The organism is Arcticibacterium sp., from assembly GCF_055134445.1.
In genome coordinates this window covers 26,404-46,335 of the sequence record NZ_JBSRVI010000188.1, presented here as the reverse complement: position 1 = coordinate 46,335, position 19,932 = coordinate 26,404, and the positions used below count along the sequence as shown (strand labels likewise).

The window sequence follows — 19,932 nt, the reverse complement described above, 5'->3', positions numbered from 1 at the left end:
AGTCCATGGCGGAGAGTCCGAAGGAGGGAAAAAGGCTGTTAAGGACATGAAAGTGCCTTTTGCTTATAGTGTGTTTATGAACCAAATTGACTTGTTTGAGTTAGATTTAAAACGACACGCCATTATTGAAGACGAGGTTCTTTTACCTAGGGTAGAGGCCATGTTGTAAGTTTTTTGATTTCCGCTGTTGAAATTTAGTTTTAAATAAGCCTACCTTTATTTAAGTATATCATCCTAAATCAATAGTCTGTGAATTCTGATAAATTCGTTTTCTTAAAGAAGTGTTTATTCTTGCTGCCATTTCTTTCTAGCAATGTGCTGTGTGTAGCACAATCTGAAAGTTTAGCTTCAAAAGGAATCTGTGCACATCGTGGTGCAAATAAAACCCATCCAGAAAATACCTTGGCTGCCTTTAAAGAGGCTATTCGATTAGGTGCACACATGATTGAGTTCGATGTACAGCTTACAAAAGACCACAAGCTGATTATAATGCATGATGAGACGGTAGACAGAACAACAAATGGCTCTGGGAAAGTCTCTCAATTGACTTCTAAAGAGATAAGAAAGCTAGATGCGGGTACTTGGAAATCTGACAAATTTGCTGGTGAAAAAGTACCAACGCTTCAAGAGGTTCTTCAGATGATGCCTGAATATATTTGGTTAAATATTCATCTTAAGGGCACTGAAAAAGTGGGTATAGAAACGTCTAAAGTGATTATTGCTGAAAATAGAATGAATCAAGCCGTAATTGCTTGTGAAAAAGAGGCTGCACGCGGTGTTAGAAGTGTAGATTCTGGTCTGAAAATATGCAACATGAACAGATTAAATTCACGTGCAGCATATATTGAAGACACTATTAGAGAAGCTTACCCATTTTTGCAAATAAAAAGTAGTAGAGATGATGATAAAATGCTATCCGATATTAAAAGATTAAAGGATAATGGTGTTATGATTAATTATTTTCATTCAGAAAAAGTAACTCAATTAAACACACTTTTTGATGCTGGAGTCGATTTTATCTTGACCGATAATCTAGAAGAGATGATTCAAGCTTTTTCAAAACTAGACGTTCACTAGTTTTGATGATTCTACCCTTGGAGGGTCTCAACTCATTTGACTCTGCAAACTCTGGTAGATCTTTCTAGCTGCCGATTTCTCAGGCGATAGAGTATTCCCTGTATAGGTCTGAAGACCTGTTAATACACATACTGGGTCGAACCTGCCTGTCCTCCTTTCGGTGGATAAATCGGCAGACAGGAAGACCCAGCATAGCAGAATAGTAGTGCCGCAGAGTCCGCTCTGGCGAGACTCTGCTGAGGGAAAGGGGTTAGTAATATATTAAATTTATCGTTTCGTTTGAAAGACTTGCAAATTATGGTGATAAAAAAAAGGTTTCTTTTGATTTTAGTTTTTGTAATTGTGATGTTATTTTATTTAGCTCAAATTAGACTGTGGTATACCCTAGTTTTCAATGGAAATAAATGCTGGAGTTTTACTACCTATGATTTTGTGGATGCTAGGTTTACAAATAATTTAGATTATTATAATTTTAAATGGAATCTTAAATATGACTTTTCCAGAGATTTTGGAGGAGATACAGCTATCATGAGTAGAACCAATTTTGAATACTTAATTCATAAGCCTAAAAAAGTGATTATAAGTGAGATGGAATACGAACTTATTGATATTTCAAAGGACACAATAGTTCTTAGCTATTTAGGGGTTCCGTATGGAAATACCATTTTTCATGGCAATAATATAATCTCTCATAAAGATACTACTTCCGTAATATGGCAAATCAGATATTTAATTAGTTGCGAATGTCCAAAAGCTTATAAATACCAAGAGGAAGGAATGAGTTTGTAATAACCGCTGTGCAAGGTCTTTTAGACCTTGTACTTGTGTTTAGTCGGTCTTTTGACCGGCCCGTGGAGATTTTTTTTACCATATAGATAGTGTTTTTAGTTAAAATTAGCATTTAAGACATTGATAAAATATGGGCTAGAAAAAAACGCAATTACGAACTATTTGTAAATTACATAAATGGATCATAGACAAACGAAGGGCGGCTATTTAATAAGAGAACAAGGTGCAGTGTATTTTTTTTACTTTTACTGTAGTGGACTGGATAGATGTCTTTTCTAGGAAGGACTACAGAGATATAGTAATTGATAGTCTGAGTTTCTGTCAAAATGAAAAGGGTATGAATATTTATGCTTATGTGATAATGAGTAATCATATACATATAATGATGCATTCGTCTAAAAGAGAGTTATCAAATCTTATAAGAGATTTTAAAACCGGGCTGGCGTTCCAGTACACAGCTCAGATGATTCTAAAAAGAATAATGGATGGGCCAGAATCACGTTCAGAATGGATGCTGAAACGGTTTGAGTTTGCAGCAAGATGTCATTCGAGTAATAAGAATTTTCAGTTTTGGCAGAAGAATAATCATCCTGAAGAGGTTTTTAGCGAACCTTTTATGTGGTCTAAAATTAATTACATTCATATGAATCCAGTAAGAGCGGGAATTGTTCAAAGGGCCTCTGAATATTTATATTCGAGTGCTTCAAATTATGTTCACAACAAAGGATTAGTTACAGTTGAAATGCCATCTTCGCCTATTATAAATCCACTAAAAAAAGGTTATCATATTGAAATAGATGAGTGGTGAAAAAGTATTCCTTGTATAGGTCTGAAGACCTGTTAATACAAATACTGGGTCAAAAAGACCCAGCATAGCAGAATAGATAGCGTTAAATGATGTGACTGATGTAAGGAAGACTTCGCACAGCCAAATAATATCAATCAAATATGATACGGAAATTAAAAGCTTTGGTGATAAGCAAAAGGTTTATAATTTGTTTTATGTGTTTCGTTTTACTCTGTATTACCGGCAGTAATTGGTACTTGCTTACTGAGGCTGACATTAAATACTGGGCGAATAGAAATCAAAATGGGCAAATAGTCCAATTGACAAGATTTAAATGGAATTTAACCCATCAAAGTCTACAATGGGCTATGAATAGCGATTCTTTAAATACGAAAGTTACGTTTGTAAAGGTTGATAATCATCCAGAAAATTTAAGTACTTTTTTAGTTTTGCCATATTTGATTAGAGTAGGTAAAGGGAACTATGGAATAATAAATAAACTAACAGATGAAGAATTAAAAATAACAAAACTTTCATCCGACGGGGGCAAAAGAGTGGTTAATTTCCAATCAATAACAGTTCCGGATACAATAGTGGAACTAAATAGCCTAATTCATTTACCTGAAATTAACGATGTAAGTCTATAAATTCTGCTGTGCGATGGTCTTTTTGACCGACACATGGAGAGTTCTTTTATCAATCAGATATTGTTTTTTTTCGAAGCCGTGTCTCTTGAAAAGGACACGACTTCGAAATTTCTACTACTCCCCAGCCCCAGCATGCAATAATTCCAAACCAGTAGAAGACCTCGCTTTAAAACCTTCCCATGTGCTTTCGTTTGAGTTTGGTTTTAAGTCTAGGTATTTTGCATGGTCTTTTTGCTTTAGTTTGGTATCTATAAAAGCAGTTACAAAATGCTGGTTAATGTTATTGATGCGTCTTTCGTCCCATGATGGTTCTGCATATCTATAATACTCATCAAAAGGTAATCCTTCTGCTAAAGACTCTGCAGGTGGTGGATTTGGAGCTACATTATGTCTGGCGTTATCGTAAGTCAGCATGTAGCGTTCCACATTGGTGGCACCTTCATAAATGGCCTTAATACCTTTTTCATAACCAGATACATCGTCTTGGCTTCCTGCCACAAAGAAGGTTGGTATTTTTAAACCTTTAAGCCCTTCTGCATCCCAAATACCTCTGGTCATTCCCCAAGGGGCAAAAGCCACTACCGCCTTAATTCTGCTGTCAAAAGCTGCTTCGTATTTTTCGTTTCCAGTAGTTAAAACATCAATGGCTTTGCTGCCACCAGTCATGCTACCAAAAAACTTCGCCAAACCTTGAGAATATCCAGCACCAGCTACATTTAAAGAGCCATAACCACCCATCGAGTAGCCTATAATTCCTATGTTTTCGGAGTCCATTACTTTACTGGTAAAAGGTAGTTTTGCCATTTCATTGACCACAAAATGAATGTCTTGAGCTCTGTTTAATAAGGTGCTATGAAATGCATTGGCATCTGTAAAAGTGGACTCTTTATGGTCTATAGTGGCTACTATGTAACCTTTAGAAGCCAAGTTTTCTGTCAAATAAGTCATTAAGAAACGAGAACCCACATAACCATGAGAAACCACTATCAGTGGGTATTTTTCTACAGTGCTTTTAAGCTTGGCATCTCTGCTAGCTCTGCCTTTAAACTGAAAAGGAATTAATGGGCGTTTTTCGTCGTTGGCTGTTCCCATCACTTCGTCGTATAGTATCACTGGGTTTTCATCTGCCACGTCGGCAGGGTACCACACTTCCACTTTTAAGTCTCTGTCATAAAAGGCGTCTACGCCGTCTTTAGAGTTGATGATGTCCACTTGGTTTTTGTGAACAAATTCTAAGGATTTGACACCCACTTTATGCGGGCCTCTTTTAGCTAGTTCGGGAGCATCTGGCAGGGCATCGCCATAAATAAATTCGTTTTGGGCTTGAATAGAAAACGCAATAAGGACTGCGAATAAACTTAAGAAAGTTTTTTTCATTATTATAGTAGGGTTTGTTGAAGGTTTATTATTGTTCTCAAAATTGCAAAAAATGATTGAAAGCACTGGTTTGCTACTAATAATTTAATACTGTGATGAGAGAAAAATTGTAAACAGAATGAATTCCTTATATCGCCCTGTACTGTTTGAATACGGTCAAAATTCATTTTCTATAAATAGAATTATGCACGACTAATATTTAGAATTTTGAACGTATGAGTTTACAGACGGTCGGCCGCTGCCGGTAATGCTTTTTTGGAGGAACGCCTCCCCGGTTCGTTTTTTACAAACGGTGCGACGTCTCGCAAAATGAATTCCTCACCCTGTCTGCCGACAGGCAGGCGGAAGGTGAACCAAAGAAAAAGGAGCAGTCTATTTCTAGGCTGTGTTCTATGGACTTTTAGAACTATCCATCATTATATTTTACATGAGAACTAGACTTTAGGAAGTTCACTATATGGTCTGATGATGTTAATTTAACAGTTTCATTGGGGAAAGAGTAGCATAAATTTCCTTAGTTTTGAGCATGTTCAAAGAAACCCTCATCACAAACGACGCCATCGTTTTAGGCTTATTAATTTGTCTTCTTTACTTTGTTTTTGACCGAAACAAAAACGGCGGTAAACCTTGGCAATCCTTCTTTAAATTCTTTCCGCCTATTCTCCTTTGTTATTTTTTGCCAGGGGCATTAAATTCTTTAGGAGTTATCTCTGGCGAAGAATCTCAAGTCTATCCTGTGGTGAGTAGGTACCTTTTACCGCCATGTTTGTTGCTCTTTACTTTGAGTTTAGATATTCAAATGCTTAAGAAATTGGGCATCAAAGCTGTTTTAGTCTTTTTGGCAGGAACGGTAGGTGTGGTAATAGGAGGCCCTATAGCGGTTTTGATAGTAAAAGCCATAAGCCCTGAGACTTTCTCAGGTGTGAACTCAGAAACATGGAGAGGATTATCAACGGTAGCAGGAAGCTGGATAGGAGGGGGAGCAAATCAAACCGCTCTAAAAGAAGTCTTTGAGCCTAGTGCTGTTTTATTTTCCCAGTCGGTAGCAGTAGATATTTTGGTAGCAGAAACATGGTTGGCTGTATTACTTTTGGGCGTAGCCAATAAAGCTAAGATGAATAAATTCTTTGGTTCAAATTCAGACTTGATTGATGAAATCAAGGATAAACTGGAAGCGGAATCTTTAAAGAAAACCAAGGTGCCCGCTTTTGAAGATTATATCAAAATTTTGGCTGTGGGTTTTGGAGGTACGGCGGTCGCTTATTTTTTATCCGATCTAATCACGCCTTTTATTTCTAACAACTATCCTTCTTTGGCTCAGTTTAGTTTAACATCTAGCTTTTTCTGGGTGGTGGTTATTGTTACTTTAATTGGCATTTTCCTTTCGCAGACTAAGGTGAGGGAGATAGAGCATGTGGGAGCCACCAAAATAGCTACGGTTTTTCTTTATGTTTTGATAGCAGCCATAGGCATGCAAATGAACTTAGTGGCCATTACAGAAAATCCCATGTTGTTTTTGGTAGGTTTTATTTGGATAGTGATTCATGCCATTTTTATCATAGCCGCAGGAAAACTCCTAAAGGTGCCATTTTTCTTTGTGGCGGTGGGTTCACAGGCCAATGTAGGTGGGGCGGCATCGGCCTCTGTGGTGGCAGCGGCTTTTCATCCTTCTTTAATTTCTGTTGGCGTCATTTTATCCGTTTTGGGCTATGCCTTAGGAACTTATGCGGGCTATATTACCACACAATTAATTCGCTTAGCGTCAGGTCAATAGTGGCGTAGTTTTTGCTTAGCTTTAAGTGAAAAACTGATTAAAAATTAAATGCGGCTTACGCTTCGTGTGCTATTTGGTATACTGATGACTTGTTCCTTGATGGCTCAGGCTCAGACAGATAGTGTCCGTTTGAAAAACAAATTTAACTACGGTTTTGAATTGGGTGGCTACTTCAGCCTGAATGACAAAATCCCTTTTTGGCAAAAAAACAACAAGTTTGGTGCCGTGCCACAAAATGGTAATTCTCTATATTTTCGGCAGGTTTTAAAGTCAAAAAAAGATACCACCAAGCGTTTCTTTTCCGCAGATTATTGTTTCGATTTGGTCACCATAGTGGGGGAGAAGCCCTTAATTATTTTACCAGAGGCTTTTGTCGGTTTAAACTTAGGAGCATTTAGACTTTCAGGTGGAAGAATAAAAAGTATCCACGGCTTAGTAGACAGTACATTGAGTAGTGGTTCCATTACCTGGTCTGGAAATGCATTGCCCATTCCTGAAATCAGATTGTCCGTTCCAGAATTTAGAAAGGTGTTTTTTAATTGGCTGGCGTTTAAAGGACATTATTCGCATGGATGGTTTGGCGAACAAAACTTTGTTAAAGCGTCTTTTTTACATCAAAAATCTCTTTATGGCAGAATAGGCTCCGAAAAATCTAAGATTCATCTTTATGGGGGCGTATTACACAGTGTGCAGTGGGGCGGGACGCCAAAATATGATGCAGAAGGTGAATTTGGAAAGCTGACAGATGGCAAGTTTCCATCCGATTGGTTTACCTATGGACAGGTGGTTGTTCCTTATGAAGCCATAGTAGACACGACCTTAGGATACGGAGGTTTTGAAACCGAAAATAGGTTTGGAAATCATGTAAGCCAAATAGATTTGGGCATGGACTTCTCCTTTAAAGGAGGCACGGTGATGCTCTATAAAAACAACATTATAGAAACAGGCAGAACCTTAGGTAGTTTTTCGAATTTAGATGATGGGCTTTACGGCTTTAGTTTCCATAATGCTAAGGAGAAGGCGGTTTTTAAGAAGGTGGTGTTTGAATATTTGTTTTCTATGAATCAAGGAAGTTATAATGCCTTGATAGCCCGCTTATTGAATAAACCCATAAAAGACTATGGTAATAATGGCTTTTATTTTAACCATCAACAGTATTTAGACGGATGGTCTTATCAATCGGAAACCATCGGTTCGCCGTTTTTTGTGCCCGATAAGGAATTGAAACTAGAAAGCTCAAAAGGTAACTTTACGTTCAGTAATTCTAACCGGCTGAAGGTATTTTATTTGGCTACGCAAATGCAACTTAATGCTATTGGGATAGTGGCCAAAGGGTCTTACAGTCAAAACTTTGGTTCTATTTGGTATCCAGTAGCCCCTTTAAATCAATTAAATACCAGTTTTGAATTCAAGGTGCCCTTAAAATCTAAAGGAGCCTTTTTTAAAGTAGATATCGGTATTGATCATGGTGAACTTATTAAAGATAACTACGGTATTAACTTTGCTTACCAAAGAATTTGGTAACTCCTCATTTTTTCACTGCATTTGTGGTATTTTTGCCGTTTGTATTAAACTCATAATTTTTCTTTGTGAAGCAAATAAGAAACTTCTGTATTATAGCCCATATAGACCATGGGAAAAGCACTTTGGCGGATAGGCTTTTGGAATTTACCGGAACGGTAACCAATAGAGACATGCAGGCTCAAGTACTAGACAACATGGATCTAGAAAGAGAGCGTGGTATTACGATTAAAAGTCATGCCATACAGATGGACTATGAGCTAAACGGTGAGCAATACGTTTTAAACTTGATAGACACTCCTGGTCACGTAGATTTTAGTTATGAGGTGTCAAGGTCTATTGCCGCCTGTGAGGGTGCTTTATTGATTGTAGATGCGGCTCAGGGTATTGAAGCACAAACCATTTCTAACCTTTTCTTGGCTTTAGAGCATGATTTGGAGATTATTCCGGTGATTAATAAGATTGATTTACCAGGGGCAATGATTGAAGAGGTGAAAGATCAGGTTGTAGATTTGATTGGAATAGATAGAGATAAAATTATTTTGGCTTCCGCCAAAGAAGGCATAGGCATTACAGATATTTTAGAGGCCATTGTGCATAGAGTGCCGCATCCTGTGGGAGACCCAGACGCTCCGCTTCAAGGCTTGATATTTGACTCTGTTTTTAACTCTTATAGAGGGATTGAAGTTATTTTCCGTGTGAAAAACGGCTCTATAAAAAAAGGCGATAGAGTAAGATTTATGGCTTCTGGTAAGGAGTATGAAGCTCAGGAGATAGGCAGTTTAAGATTAAAACAGCAGCCTAAAGGCGAAATAAATTGCGGTGACGTAGGTTACCTTATTTCTGGTATAAAAGTAGCCAAAGAAGTAAAAGTAGGGGATACCATTACCTTGGTTTCTAATCCTTCCAAAACGGCTATTCAAGGTTTTGAAGAGGTAAAGCCAATGGTTTTTGCGGGTATTTATCCTGTAGATACCACAGATTTTGAGGAATTGAGAGATTGCATGGATAAACTGCAATTAAACGATGCTTCATTAGTGTGGGAGCCAGAAACATCTGCTGCATTGGGCTTTGGTTTTAGATGTGGTTTCTTGGGAATGCTCCACATGGAGATTGTTCAAGAGCGTTTAGAACGTGAGTTTGACATGACCGTAATTACAACGGTGCCATCTGTGAAATTTCATGTCACCAATAGTAAAGGGGAGAAGGTTACCGTTTCGGCACCATCAGAAATGCCAGACCCTAACTTGATAAGAAAGCTAGAAGAGCCTTTTATTAATGCACAAATCATTACCGCTTCCGATTATGTCGGGCCTATTATTGGGCTTTGTATGGATAAGCGTGGAATTATAAAAAATCAAGTTTATTTGACATCCAACAGGGTTGAATTGACTTTTGAAATGCCGCTGGCTGAAGTGGTTTTTGATTTCTTTGACAAATTGAAATCTATTTCTAGAGGCTATGCTTCTTTAGATTATAGCTTATCTGGTTATAAAGAATCGCATTTGGTAAAACTAGATATCCTGTTAAATGGCGATCCAGTGGATGCACTTTCTGCCATTGTTCATAGAGATAAGGCTTATGACTGGGGAAAGAAGCTTTGTGAGAAATTAAAGGAATTATTGCCACGTCAGCAGTTTGAAATTGCAATTCAGGCGGCTATTGGAGCAAAAATTATAGCGAGAGAATCTGTCAGAGCTATGCGTAAAGATGTGACTGCCAAGTGTTATGGTGGGGATATCTCTCGTAAACGTAAGTTGCTAGAAAAGCAGAAAAAAGGAAAGAAACGTATGCGTCAGATAGGGAATGTGGAGGTTCCGCAGGAAGCATTTATGGCGGTGTTGAAAATAAATTAGTCTTTTTTCAAAGGCAAATTGCCAGTTTATAGGCTGATGTCTTAATTTTGGACTTTGTTGAAGAATATAAAGAAACTACAATAGAATTATGGCGGAGGTAATCAGAATGCCCAAAATGAGCGATACCATGGAAGAAGGGGTAATCGCGGCTTGGAACGTTAAGGTAGGAGACAAGGTAAGCTCGGGAGACATTTTAGCAGAGGTGGAAACAGATAAGGCTACCATGGATATGGAGTCTTATGAAGACGGAACCATTTTGTACATCGGTGTACAGAAAGGTGAAGCTGTTCCTATTAACGCTATTATGGCTGTTATTGGAGACCCAGGCGAAGATTACCAAGCTTTGTTAGATGCTGAAGGTACTAGTGCACCTGCTCCAGCGGCAGAGGAAACAGCGGCACCTGTAGAGGAAGCTCCTGCAGCCGAAGCACCTGCTGAAACGATTGATACTTCTGGCATAAATGCGGAATTGGTTAAAATGCCATTATTGAGCGATACCATGACAGAGGGTGTTATCCATACTTGGTTAATGAAAGTAGGAGACACTGTTAAAGCTGGTGATATGCTGGCGGAGATAGAGACCGACAAAGCGACTATGGAATTAGAAGCTTATGATGAAGGTACTTTACTTTATATTGGTGTAAAAGAAGGCGAAGCTGTTCCAGTAAACTCGGTTATTGCGGTAATCGGTGAGAAAGGTGCAGATTTTGAAACCTTACTTAAAGCAAATGCGGCCCCAGCTCCTAAGGCCAAAGCAGCTCCAGCACCTGCTGCTACGCCCGCTGCCGCTCCTGCGGCTAAGGCAGAAGCATCTAAGGCTGCTGCTCCTGCAGCGTCAGCCCCAAAAGCAAATAATAACGGAAGAATATTGGCTTCTCCACTGGCTAAAAGGTTAGCAGAAGAAAAAGGTATAGATATAGGAACCGTCAATGGTTCTGGTGAGGGTGGAAGAATTGTCAAAGTAGATATCGATAACTATGTAGCTCCTGCTGCTCCTGTAGCTGCCGCTGCCGGTTCTGTGGCTGCTTCTGGTGTAGAGAGCTTTGAAGAAATAGCACTGTCTCCAATGCGTAAGGCTATCGCCAGAGGATTCTCTGATGTGATTCCTTCTCCAGAGTTTTATGTAACCATGGAAATCTGTATGGATAAGCTAATGGCTGCCAGAACAGAGATGAATGAGTATTCTCCTGTGAAGATTTCATTTAACGACTTGGTGATTAAAGCTTGTGCATTGGCACTTACTAAACACCCTAATGTAAACTCTTCTTGGAGAGGTGACCATATCAGAAAGAACAATCACGTACATGTAGCCATGGCTGTGGCTGTACCAGATGGTCTTTTGATGCCGGTGATTAGATTTGCAAATACATTACCACTTTCTGTCTTAGCGGCGAGCACAAAAGAGCTTGGAGCTAAAGCAAAAAACAAAGAATTACAACCTAAAGACTGGGAAGGAAACACTTTCACGGTAAGTAACTTGGGTATGTTTGGTATAGATAGTTTTACGTCTATTATCAATAACAGAAACAACGAAAGCTGTATACTAGCTGTAGGTGGTATCAAAGAAACGGTAGCTGTGAAAAACGGTGAGTTTTATGCCACGAACATCATGAAAGTAACACTGACTTGCGACCACCGTGTGGTGGATGGAGCAGGTGGAGCGGCTTTCTTGGTTACCGTAAAAGAATTGCTTGAGAACCCAACCAAGATGTTGGTTTAAGGATTATCTCTTAAGATTATATAAAGAACCTCTTCCAGAAATGGGAGAGGTTTTTTTGTGGGTTTTGGGGAGATTCCCTTCCAACTAAAATCTAAACTTGGCTGTAGCGTTTTTCGCTAGTTAATGAAAGGGGAGAACCGGTCTGAAGACCGAAAACTGAATTCCAAGAGGTCGAAGCTGCCTATCCTCCTTTCGGCGGATAAATCGGCAGACAGGAAGACCTCGTGGAGTGGAGTCATTTTTTTCTAAAATATTTTATTTGTTCAAGTCTTGCGTTGGCTTGTTCTTCTGTGTATTCCGTCTTTGGTAGTTGTTCTATTGATTTATAGTTTCCAAAACGTAATTCTTTAATATTTGGTCCAGTCGAAAGTAAATTAAATTCATTGCAGTTATTGCACTGAATTATTGTCCAACTGTAGTCGGGAATACCTTCTTCTTTTCTTGTAATGAATGTCTCAAGTTTTGAACTGCATTGAATGCAGTCTTGAGTTAAGGTTTCAACAATTTTGTCTTGTCCCTTAAAAAATGAAGTCACCTTAAATAAAGTGTTAAGCACTTTTCCATAAAGCCAACTATTCAAATTGTCCTTGAAGTCAACCGAAACAATTTTTGAAAGTTGGTCAAAATAGTCGCAAATAAATTCTCTTTCTTCGGTGTCGTAGTCCGATCTATTAACGCGGTCCAGCCAGCTTTTTAAAATGCTTTTAAGTTGTCTTGACTTAAAATCCGAATTTGTGGCTTCTATTAAATTGTCTACACAGTCATTAAATAAATTTTGAAGTCTATTACAGATTTCACTGTCAGAAGGATTTAGTCCGCGTTTCTCCCAAGCAGAAGTCGAAAACTTTTCCCGCTTTCTAAAAGCATTTAATTTATCTAATGTCGTCTGTTTGTCAGTCATTAAAATTGTCTGTTTCGTGTTAGCACTTTTGGTCGGTCAGGGTTATCGCTTTTCCTCAAGCAGAGTCTGCAATGGGAAATACTAAAAATTAAATCCGAAATGCAGTCCTGGTTCAGGCGTCCATTTTGGCCACTTGTCATCTTTTTCTTTAAAACCATCAGGCATTTTAGTGAAATAAGGACGGCCAGCAATACCAAGAGATGGTTCTATAAAAAAACTATCCTTAAAGAGTTTAACATGATAACCTACTCGATATGTGTTGAATATAATAAAACCATCACCTACTTTATTACCGTTTTCATTCTTAAATGTTTGCCACATAGGTGCTACGTGTGCTGCTGCGTAAAGACCTTTCCAATAGTATCTTTGGTAAGCTATACCAAAACCATATTCTCTTATGTTACCGGGATATTTCTCTTCGGGTGTTCCGTATGCCTCATTATAAAAAGGGTTAATGCCAAGTGGCCAAGAATGTTGCCAAGTTATTAGTTCAAGGGAAATTACATCTTTTCCTGTGATACGATAGCCTAAATTGAGTTGAGCGAAGTTGGGCGGGTCTACCTTATCTAAATTACCTAATATAAACATGGTGCTACCAAGAAACCACCTTTTGTAGGTACTGTCTTGTTTGGCATATTGTGCATTCACTTTTAAACAGCTGGCCAACACTGTAACAATTCCAATCCATAAAATTTTCTTTTGCATACCTTTTTAATTGTTAAATGATATTGCAAAATTAGATGGGCTATAGACGCAAAAAGTTCTCTTAAGATAAGAAACGATTTACGCTTTGTTTTTTTTCATGATTCTTGTTCTTAATCTACTTAGCGACTGTGGTATTATGCCTAAATAACTCGCTAGCTGTTGTTGTGGCACACGCTGAATAAGGTCCGGTCTTTTCTGCATTAAGTTCTGGTATCGTTGTTCAGGAGAGGAGATCTTGAACTCGTCAAAATTGATTTGTTCTTTGGCTAACATTTCTTCCGAAAACATTCTACACATTATTTCAAATTTTGGAAATTTAGTATTGATATCAACTCCCAAATCAGGGTTTGCAACCGTTAGAATAGTGTCTTCTACACAACTTATAAAATATTCAGACGGAGCACCATTTTTTACACAATGGGGTGTAACAGATTCCATTTCTGTAAAAAAGGCTGTAGTTTTTTCTTCACCATTTATGATGTAATATTTCCGTAAACATCCTTTTATAATGAAATATTCAACCTTAGATTTCTGCCCTTCTTTGAGTAAAATAGTCCCCTTCTTAACACTTCGGAAAATGTCAAAAGAAAGAATTGCGTTCTTCTCTTCTTCTGTTAGAGAAATGTATTTTGATATAAAATCAAATAGTATGTCTTGCATTATTTTATTATCGACTGTTACACTTGCCACCAATATTGGTAAAGCCGAAAGTTCAGCGTCAATTTCGTCATTGTCTGGGAGGCTTAAAGCTGCTATGAATCAGTAATGTCAATCAAAAATATAGAATAACTTTTCTTAACGGATTATTTCTCCAAAACTATTTTCACACCCGCTCTTTGAGGTCTTTTGACCTCGATTAATGTTCCTCGGTCTTCAGACTGATTGTAGTAAATCTTGTTCCCAAATAGAATCTATTGTTTATTCTAAAGTTTAGCATGAGAGTTAGGACGTGTAGCGGTCTGAAGACCGATGACTGAATTCCACGAGGTCAAAAAGACCTCGCGGATCGGGGAGGTTATGTCCGTCTTTTTCTCTTTGATTGCTTAAATAATTTGACGCACAGAACAATTGCTTTTGCCAACGATTCGAAGCACTCGGATTCCCGAAAATTAAGTTTTTCGTACTGATCTAAGGAATGCGAGGTGTTAGTTCCTAAGTGCTTTGTCAGGTGTTCCAAGTTCCGATGTGCAATACCGTTCCTGATGTTAGCCAGTCGCTTAGCAAAACTTCCATCCCCTTCTGTCCAAATTCCCATTTGAACATAATAGGGAGACAAATCTTTGAGTGTTTTCCGATCTAACAACTGCCCAACGATTTCTTTATGATTCTTTATCTTCATGTTTTTGCAAAAAAAGCGAATTGCTGCGACTTCTACCAAACTATGCATTTCGATATATGACGAAGGTAATTGTCCAACAATTGCGAGCTCGGCAGCACGGCTGAAATAGGTGTCTGTCAACATTGTTGCGGCTGTACGAAAGCTATGATTTGTAGGATATATTTTATTTATTTCATCATGAATTTTCGTCGCGGATTTCGTTGATTTTTTTGCTCTGTCAAGAGCTTTTTGTTCTAGCAATCTAATAGATTGCTGAAGGTAAGTTTCTCTCATGGAGTGATATTTAATTTTGGAGTGGAATATAACGATTGTGTATCCGAATAGAAAAGTTTAGAGACTATTCTAATACATAGTTTGGAAGTCCTTTATGGTAGGTTTACCGCCGAATATGTAACTATCTGGTACCGCCAGCATTTATTTTCCCTCCAGCGGTGTCTCCGTTAGGGACTCTGCTAAGTAGTAATGCCTCTTTTTCTCCGCTTTTAACAGTCATATGTAAAATTTAATATTACAGAATGTATTTGAATTAAATGATTCTATCCACTATTTAAATATGTTTGCTATGTCGTGGGATTGCAGAGTCCCTAACGAAGACCTTTGGACTTAAAGAACTCTGCAATTGGAAAATGTTGGTCATAAGCCATAATTTAGTTTTTGTGCTTTTCAACATATTCTTTTAGTCCTACAAAAAACATTTTTATCTGTTTGTCGGAAGTTCGTTTGCCGACTAAAGCATCTAAAAGTATACCAATAACTCCAAATTTCATTGTGTAGTCCATTACTTGACTTACTTCGGTCGTATTTCCGTTTTTGACCAAAGTGTAACTGTGTTGAAGTCTTTTCATTGGTTGGTTACAATCGGTTAATTGAAAAGATAATTTCTCATAAGGTTGCCAAACCGTAATTTTGTCCTTAAACCAACCTGTGGTTGTTTCACAATGTCGTTCAGCACCTAAACCGCTTGTTAAAGATGAAATTAATTTCGACTTTTTCACGATTGGGTCGAATTGGTCAAGTTTCGCTGGGTCAGCCAACGCATTCCAAACTTGCTCTGGACTTGCGTTGATGACTATTTTGTTATGTATTATTGCCATTGTAAATGTTTATTTCATTTCTTTTCTAAATTCCTCTGCATCATAATAGACCTTGATATTTTGGATTTTTCCGTCTTTTATTTCGTACCATTCGTTCATATCCAATTGGATTGTTTTGCCTGATGGCATTGCCACATCCATTAATACTTGTGTAATTACGAAGTTTCCCGATTCTAAGACTTGTTTCAATTCGTTGCCTCTAATCAATGGCATAAAGCCTTCGTTGAGTTTTGCGAACGCATCTAAACCTTTTACTGCGTCAACAGGTCCTGTAAATGTTACGTTTTTAGATACTGCATCTTTCCAAGAATCTGTTCCTGACATCAAGCCTTGTCCGAAGGCTTGAAATACTTGCATTGGTGATTTTTCCATTGTTAAAGACTGCAAATTTAACTTGTAAATCCGAAGTGAAGTTATAAATTAACTTTGAAAAACCAAGTTAAATGAAAATATTTTTTATCTTTACCTTATGAAAGTACGCTCACATTGTCCTATAAATTTTACGTTGGAACACTTTGGCGATAAGTGGTCTTTGTTGATATTAAGAGATTTAATGTTCAAGGAAAAAAGGCACTATAACGAGTTCTTGGAATCCGATGAAAAAGTTTCCACAAGCGTCCTTGGCGATAGGCTGAAAATGTTGGAAGAAAACGAAATCATTACGAAAGGCGAGGATGATGTAAAAAGGTCACGTTTTAAATACAGTCTTACGGAAAAAGGAATTAAAATGCTCCCTGTTTTAGTCGAAATGATTATTTGGGGTGGATTTTATGACGACAAAACGGAAGCGGGAAAAGTATTTTTGGCTCAAGCAACTAAAAATCGGGATTACCTTATTTCCCAAATCCGAGAGAAATTGGAAAACGAACATTTGTCAAATTAATGAACTTTGTTTGTAGTTCAGATGCTTCAACAGCATTATTTACAAGGATTGTGAATCCGAACAAAAGGTGCAGATACTATTCTTAAATCCATACTAATCTAGGTCATTTTTAATGGATGTCAAATGTTTTGTGGGTAGGCCTCAGGAAATGCCATTTGATGTCAAGCCAGAGGCTTTATAAGGCCTATCCTAAGCTACAAGCTTAAGAGAGCGGTCTTTTCTCTTGTGTTTTTTCAAACATACCTTTCGATAAGTCGATTCCAATAATTGTTCCTGTATTGGAAAGATAATTTTAGTAGTACTTGAAATTTTGTCTAGCTCTATAGGGCATATTAAATATATTTTGATATCTGTCCAGATTCATTTCTTTAATAGCTAAGTCGCTAGGTTATCAATAATAAGATTTGGAATAAACCTAATCGTAAATAGTCCAAAATCTGTCATAATATCTTGCTGCTTTTTCGGTCATTTTTTCAAGATGTATTTATCTCTAATTTTCAAAGAGGCACTGTCCTTCATCCATTTTTCAATATGAACGCTAGATTAGAGTTTTTTGTTGACCAGCCTTTTAGGTTTCGATGAAGAGTTAATTACAATTTCGAAAGGAATGACACCAATAACCAACCCTTCTTCTGTAACAACTTCAACTTTCCACAACCCTTGTTTTACATTTTTTTTAAAAGTAAAACCACGATAACCAGAGTCTCTTCCTCCAGTGATATTATAACCTATGTCATCAGTAATCTCCCATTCAGAAGTATTATCGTTATACCATTTCCAACGATGAAGAATCGATTTTTTTATATCCGTTGGAGCAAATATTGATGTAAAAACATAAACTTTTTCACCAGGAGTGTAAGCAAATTTCAATTTATATTCCCTCCAAAATATTTCAAAATCCCCTCTTTCATAAGTGACGATATAGTCATTATTTTCTTGTTTAATATTGTATGCAACAATGCCTTTATCTAAAGCAAGGGGTACAGGGGGAATTAGGTTAAAAAAATAAAAGATATTTATGATAGTGTATATTGATAATATCATTCCAATAATTTTCACTTTATGAATTTCTGAACGTGTGTTAGGACTTTTAGAATAAATTATAGCTATTAATGTTAGTGTCAAAAGCAAACTAACTAGTCCAGAAAAAATGAAAATATCTGTGTTCATTTCTTTGATGAAAACAGGAATCATAAAAGTGAAAAAAGTGAAGTTTAAAAAGAAATAGACGCTAAATTGTAAATACTTGTTTGATATTCTTTTTTTTAGAAATTCATTGGCGAAAAGTAGAACAATTAGAATAATGAAGAATGAGATTGTTTTAGATAAAGAAACACTTCTTGAGAAATAAATTACATATGCACTAGAAAGTCCACCAAAGAAAAACTGAATTGCTAAAGGAAAATATTCTTCATATCGCTGAAGAATGGTGTTTTTCCACTTGCCATCAAAAGCCAAATTATAAAGATAAAGTGTCACGGTTAACGAGGTCATATGCAAGCACAAAACGATGAGGTCGTACAATCTGTCTATACGTCCAAGAGTTAATGTGTCGAAAATGAAGCCGCCGATAAAAAATATGAGAGGTGCATATTTTTTATATTTTCGTATGTAAGTTCGAAACTTGTTATTTCCAAACTTGTCTAATGTCTTTTTCATATAGGTGTCAACAAGTTGGTTAAAATAAAAATCTAGACTAAAGTAAAAGCTAAATTGGAATAATTAAAGGCCAGTAAATTAGAATGTGATTAATAAAATTTGTTCTGTTTTCGTATTTCTTAGTCTAAGGGATAACAAACAATTTAAAGCCTGATGTGGAACGAACAAGGAATTTGAGAACAAGTTTATGAACCTTGGGTCCTATTCAGTCATATGATTTTGTCATTGTTTTGCTGTATCGAAGCTAAAAAATACCATTGTTCAATGGTTCGGACTACGGTTTGTGTATGTGCTGTATCCCGAAGGGTAAGGCATATACACCGTATGTGTGGTAGTATTTCTGGTGTCATTTTAATAGTTTTTTATTTAACTAATGAGATATTTAAGAATTTTGCCAAGCTTATTCTTTACTTTCCACTACATAATCAAACACCAAATTGCAAAAGGTAAGAACACCTAATTTAAATGCAGAATCATCAAGGATAAATTCAGGGGTATGATGTGGTCCCGCCATATTGGGGTCTTTGCCTTTGGTCATTCCTCCTAGGCGAAAGTATAATCCAGGTACTTTTTGCGTATAAAATGAAAAATCTTCGGCACCAGTATTAGCGGGTACAAGCAACACGTTTTCCATTCCTGCTGATTTTTGCAAAGAAAGTAACATGCTATTTGTAAGTGCAATATTATTAAACGTAACCGGATAATGGACTTTGTAAGGCAACTCGACTAATGCAGTTGCTCCTGCAGCTTCGGCCGTTTTTTCTGCGATTTGTTTAATACGACTGTAAATCAAGGTTTCATCTTCATTAGTGAATGCCCTCACATCACCAAGAATCTCTACTTGGGCAGGAATAATATTGGAACGGTTGCCTCCATTAATAGCTCCAATTGTTAAAACAGCTGCATTTTCGGTAATATTCACATTTCTGCTTACAATTTGTTGAAGACTAACAACGATTTGAGACGCAACAAGAATTGGATCAACTGAAAACCATGGTTTAGACCCATGACCTGGCTTGCCTTTTACAGTAATTTTAAAATCACCTGCACCCGCAAAATATCCACCTGGGCGATAGGATATATTGCCAGCCTCTAATTTTGAATCCATATGCAATCCAAAAATCACATCTACTTTAGGATTTTCAAGTACACCCTCTTTCACCATTAAATATGCCCCGCCTTCTTCACCAATCGGTGCTCCTTCTTCTGCGGGTTGAAAAATAAATTTAACGGTGCCTTTTATGTCTTTTCTCATACCTGCTAATATTTCAGCAACGCCCATCAATATAGCCACATGTGCGTCGTGCCCACATGCATGCATCACACTGGTTTCTTTACCATTATAATTGGTTTTTACTTTAGAGGCAAAGGGCAAATCATTTATTTCTTCTACTGGCAAAGCATCCATATCCGCTCTTAAGGCTATAACAGGTCCTGGTTTGTCTCCTTTTAAAATGCCCACTACACCAGTAATGCCTACTTTGGTTTTTACTTCAATACCCAATGATTGCAAATGATTCGCGATGAGTTCGGCAGTACGAAACTCTCTGTTTCCCAATTCAGGATGTTGATGAATATCATGCCGCCAAGCAATTACTTTTTGCTCAATTTTGTCTGCACTTTTTACTATCACTTCGCTGTAATTGCTTTCTTGTGCCAATAACTGATTAGAAAATACATTAATCAGTGCGAAAAATATTAGGGTTGTTTGTTTCATTTTGCTCTAAGTGATTTGTTTAAATAATTTATTGACCTGAACTTATGTCTTATTACCACTAAGGTTTACGGGGTTTGCGTTCGGGC

19 protein-coding genes are annotated in these 19,932 nt (G+C 37.3%); 10 read left to right on the top strand and 9 right to left on the bottom strand.

What is annotated here, in order from left to right:
• Nucleotides 1-46: 46 nt before the first annotated feature.
• The 5 genes from ACTBZY_RS24985 to ACTBZY_RS24965 all read left to right on the top strand — a co-directional run bounded on the left by ACTBZY_RS24985 (nt 47) and on the right by ACTBZY_RS24965 (nt 3,300).
• The gene (locus ACTBZY_RS24985) at nt 47-169 is read left to right on the top strand and encodes a hypothetical protein (RefSeq protein ID WP_463049114.1); all 123 of its coding nucleotides are present in this window, start codon (nt 47-49) and stop codon (nt 167-169) included.
• A gap of 80 nt (nt 170-249) precedes the next feature.
• Nucleotides 250-1,077, top strand: coding sequence for a glycerophosphodiester phosphodiesterase (locus ACTBZY_RS24980; protein WP_463049113.1), 828 nt, complete (start codon nt 250-252; stop codon nt 1,075-1,077).
• 297 nt (nt 1,078-1,374) lie between these two features.
• Nucleotides 1,375-1,866, top strand: a complete 492-nt coding sequence (locus ACTBZY_RS24975; protein WP_463049112.1) for a hypothetical protein — start codon at nt 1,375-1,377, stop codon at nt 1,864-1,866.
• A 223-nt stretch (nt 1,867-2,089) separates the two neighbouring features.
• Nucleotides 2,090-2,674 (top strand): REP-associated tyrosine transposase, encoded by a 585-nt coding sequence (locus tag ACTBZY_RS24970; protein WP_463049111.1) that lies wholly within the window; start codon nt 2,090-2,092, stop codon nt 2,672-2,674.
• 140 nt (nt 2,675-2,814) lie between these two features.
• Nucleotides 2,815-3,300 (top strand): hypothetical protein, encoded by a 486-nt coding sequence (locus tag ACTBZY_RS24965; RefSeq protein ID WP_463049110.1) that lies wholly within the window; start codon nt 2,815-2,817, stop codon nt 3,298-3,300.
• A gap of 114 nt (nt 3,301-3,414) precedes the next feature.
• On the opposite strand, the gene ACTBZY_RS24960 is transcribed toward ACTBZY_RS24965, so the two are convergent.
• Entirely contained in the window at nt 3,415-4,677 is a 1,263-nt protein-coding gene (locus ACTBZY_RS24960) for an alpha/beta hydrolase family protein (RefSeq protein ID WP_463049109.1), read from the bottom strand.
• A 526-nt stretch (nt 4,678-5,203) separates the two neighbouring features.
• Here ACTBZY_RS24960 and ACTBZY_RS24955 point away from each other — a divergent pair.
• The 4 genes from ACTBZY_RS24955 to ACTBZY_RS24940 all read left to right on the top strand — a co-directional run bounded on the left by ACTBZY_RS24955 (nt 5,204) and on the right by ACTBZY_RS24940 (nt 11,548).
• Entirely contained in the window at nt 5,204-6,451 is a 1,248-nt protein-coding gene (locus tag ACTBZY_RS24955; RefSeq protein WP_463049108.1) for a DUF819 family protein, read from the top strand.
• 48 nt (nt 6,452-6,499) lie between these two features.
• Nucleotides 6,500-7,975 (top strand): capsule assembly Wzi family protein, encoded by a 1,476-nt coding sequence (locus ACTBZY_RS24950; RefSeq protein ID WP_463049107.1) that lies wholly within the window; start codon nt 6,500-6,502, stop codon nt 7,973-7,975.
• A 65-nt stretch (nt 7,976-8,040) separates the two neighbouring features.
• A complete protein-coding gene (gene lepA, locus ACTBZY_RS24945) occupies nt 8,041-9,828 on the top strand; it encodes a translation elongation factor 4 (protein ID WP_463049106.1) in 1,788 nt (595 codons plus the stop codon).
• A gap of 88 nt (nt 9,829-9,916) precedes the next feature.
• Nucleotides 9,917-11,548: a 2-oxo acid dehydrogenase subunit E2 gene (locus ACTBZY_RS24940; protein ID WP_463049105.1), complete on the top strand. Its 1,632-nt coding sequence runs from the start codon at nt 9,917-9,919 to the stop codon at nt 11,546-11,548.
• 235 nt (nt 11,549-11,783) lie between these two features.
• Here ACTBZY_RS24940 and ACTBZY_RS24935 read toward each other — a convergent pair whose 3' ends face one another.
• The 6 genes from ACTBZY_RS24935 to ACTBZY_RS24910 all read right to left on the bottom strand — a co-directional run bounded on the left by ACTBZY_RS24935 (nt 11,784) and on the right by ACTBZY_RS24910 (nt 15,959).
• Nucleotides 11,784-12,449 carry a DUF4844 domain-containing protein gene (locus ACTBZY_RS24935; protein WP_463049104.1) on the bottom strand — a complete coding sequence of 222 codons (666 nt, stop codon included), beginning with the start codon at nt 12,447-12,449 and terminating at the stop codon, nt 11,784-11,786.
• Nucleotides 12,450-12,530: 81 nt separating this feature from the next.
• Complete coding sequence (locus ACTBZY_RS24930) at nt 12,531-13,154, bottom strand: hypothetical protein (RefSeq protein ID WP_463049103.1); 624 nt, start codon at nt 13,152-13,154, stop codon at nt 12,531-12,533.
• Nucleotides 13,155-13,232: 78 nt separating this feature from the next.
• The gene (locus tag ACTBZY_RS24925; protein ID WP_463049102.1) at nt 13,233-13,814 is read right to left on the bottom strand and encodes a Crp/Fnr family transcriptional regulator; all 582 of its coding nucleotides are present in this window, start codon (nt 13,812-13,814) and stop codon (nt 13,233-13,235) included.
• A 355-nt stretch (nt 13,815-14,169) separates the two neighbouring features.
• On the bottom strand, nt 14,170-14,766 hold the full coding sequence (locus ACTBZY_RS24920) for a hypothetical protein (protein ID WP_463049101.1): 597 nt from the start codon (nt 14,764-14,766) through the stop codon (nt 14,170-14,172).
• 374 nt (nt 14,767-15,140) lie between these two features.
• On the bottom strand, nt 15,141-15,587 hold the full coding sequence (locus ACTBZY_RS24915) for an SRPBCC family protein (protein ID WP_463049100.1): 447 nt from the start codon (nt 15,585-15,587) through the stop codon (nt 15,141-15,143).
• A gap of 9 nt (nt 15,588-15,596) precedes the next feature.
• Nucleotides 15,597-15,959 (bottom strand): nuclear transport factor 2 family protein, encoded by a 363-nt coding sequence (locus ACTBZY_RS24910; RefSeq protein ID WP_463049099.1) that lies wholly within the window; start codon nt 15,957-15,959, stop codon nt 15,597-15,599.
• 97 nt (nt 15,960-16,056) lie between these two features.
• Between ACTBZY_RS24910 and ACTBZY_RS24905 the strand changes: the two genes are divergently transcribed.
• On the top strand, nt 16,057-16,470 hold the full coding sequence (locus tag ACTBZY_RS24905) for a winged helix-turn-helix transcriptional regulator (protein ID WP_463049098.1): 414 nt from the start codon (nt 16,057-16,059) through the stop codon (nt 16,468-16,470).
• 543 nt (nt 16,471-17,013) lie between these two features.
• Here ACTBZY_RS24905 and ACTBZY_RS24900 read toward each other — a convergent pair.
• Nucleotides 17,014-17,949: a DUF2914 domain-containing protein gene (locus tag ACTBZY_RS24900; RefSeq protein WP_463049097.1), complete on the bottom strand. Its 936-nt coding sequence runs from the start codon at nt 17,947-17,949 to the stop codon at nt 17,014-17,016.
• 580 nt (nt 17,950-18,529) lie between these two features.
• Nucleotides 18,530-19,846, bottom strand: a complete 1,317-nt coding sequence (locus ACTBZY_RS24895) for an amidohydrolase (RefSeq protein ID WP_463049096.1) — start codon at nt 19,844-19,846, stop codon at nt 18,530-18,532.
• Between the last annotated feature and the right edge of the window lie 86 nt (nt 19,847-19,932).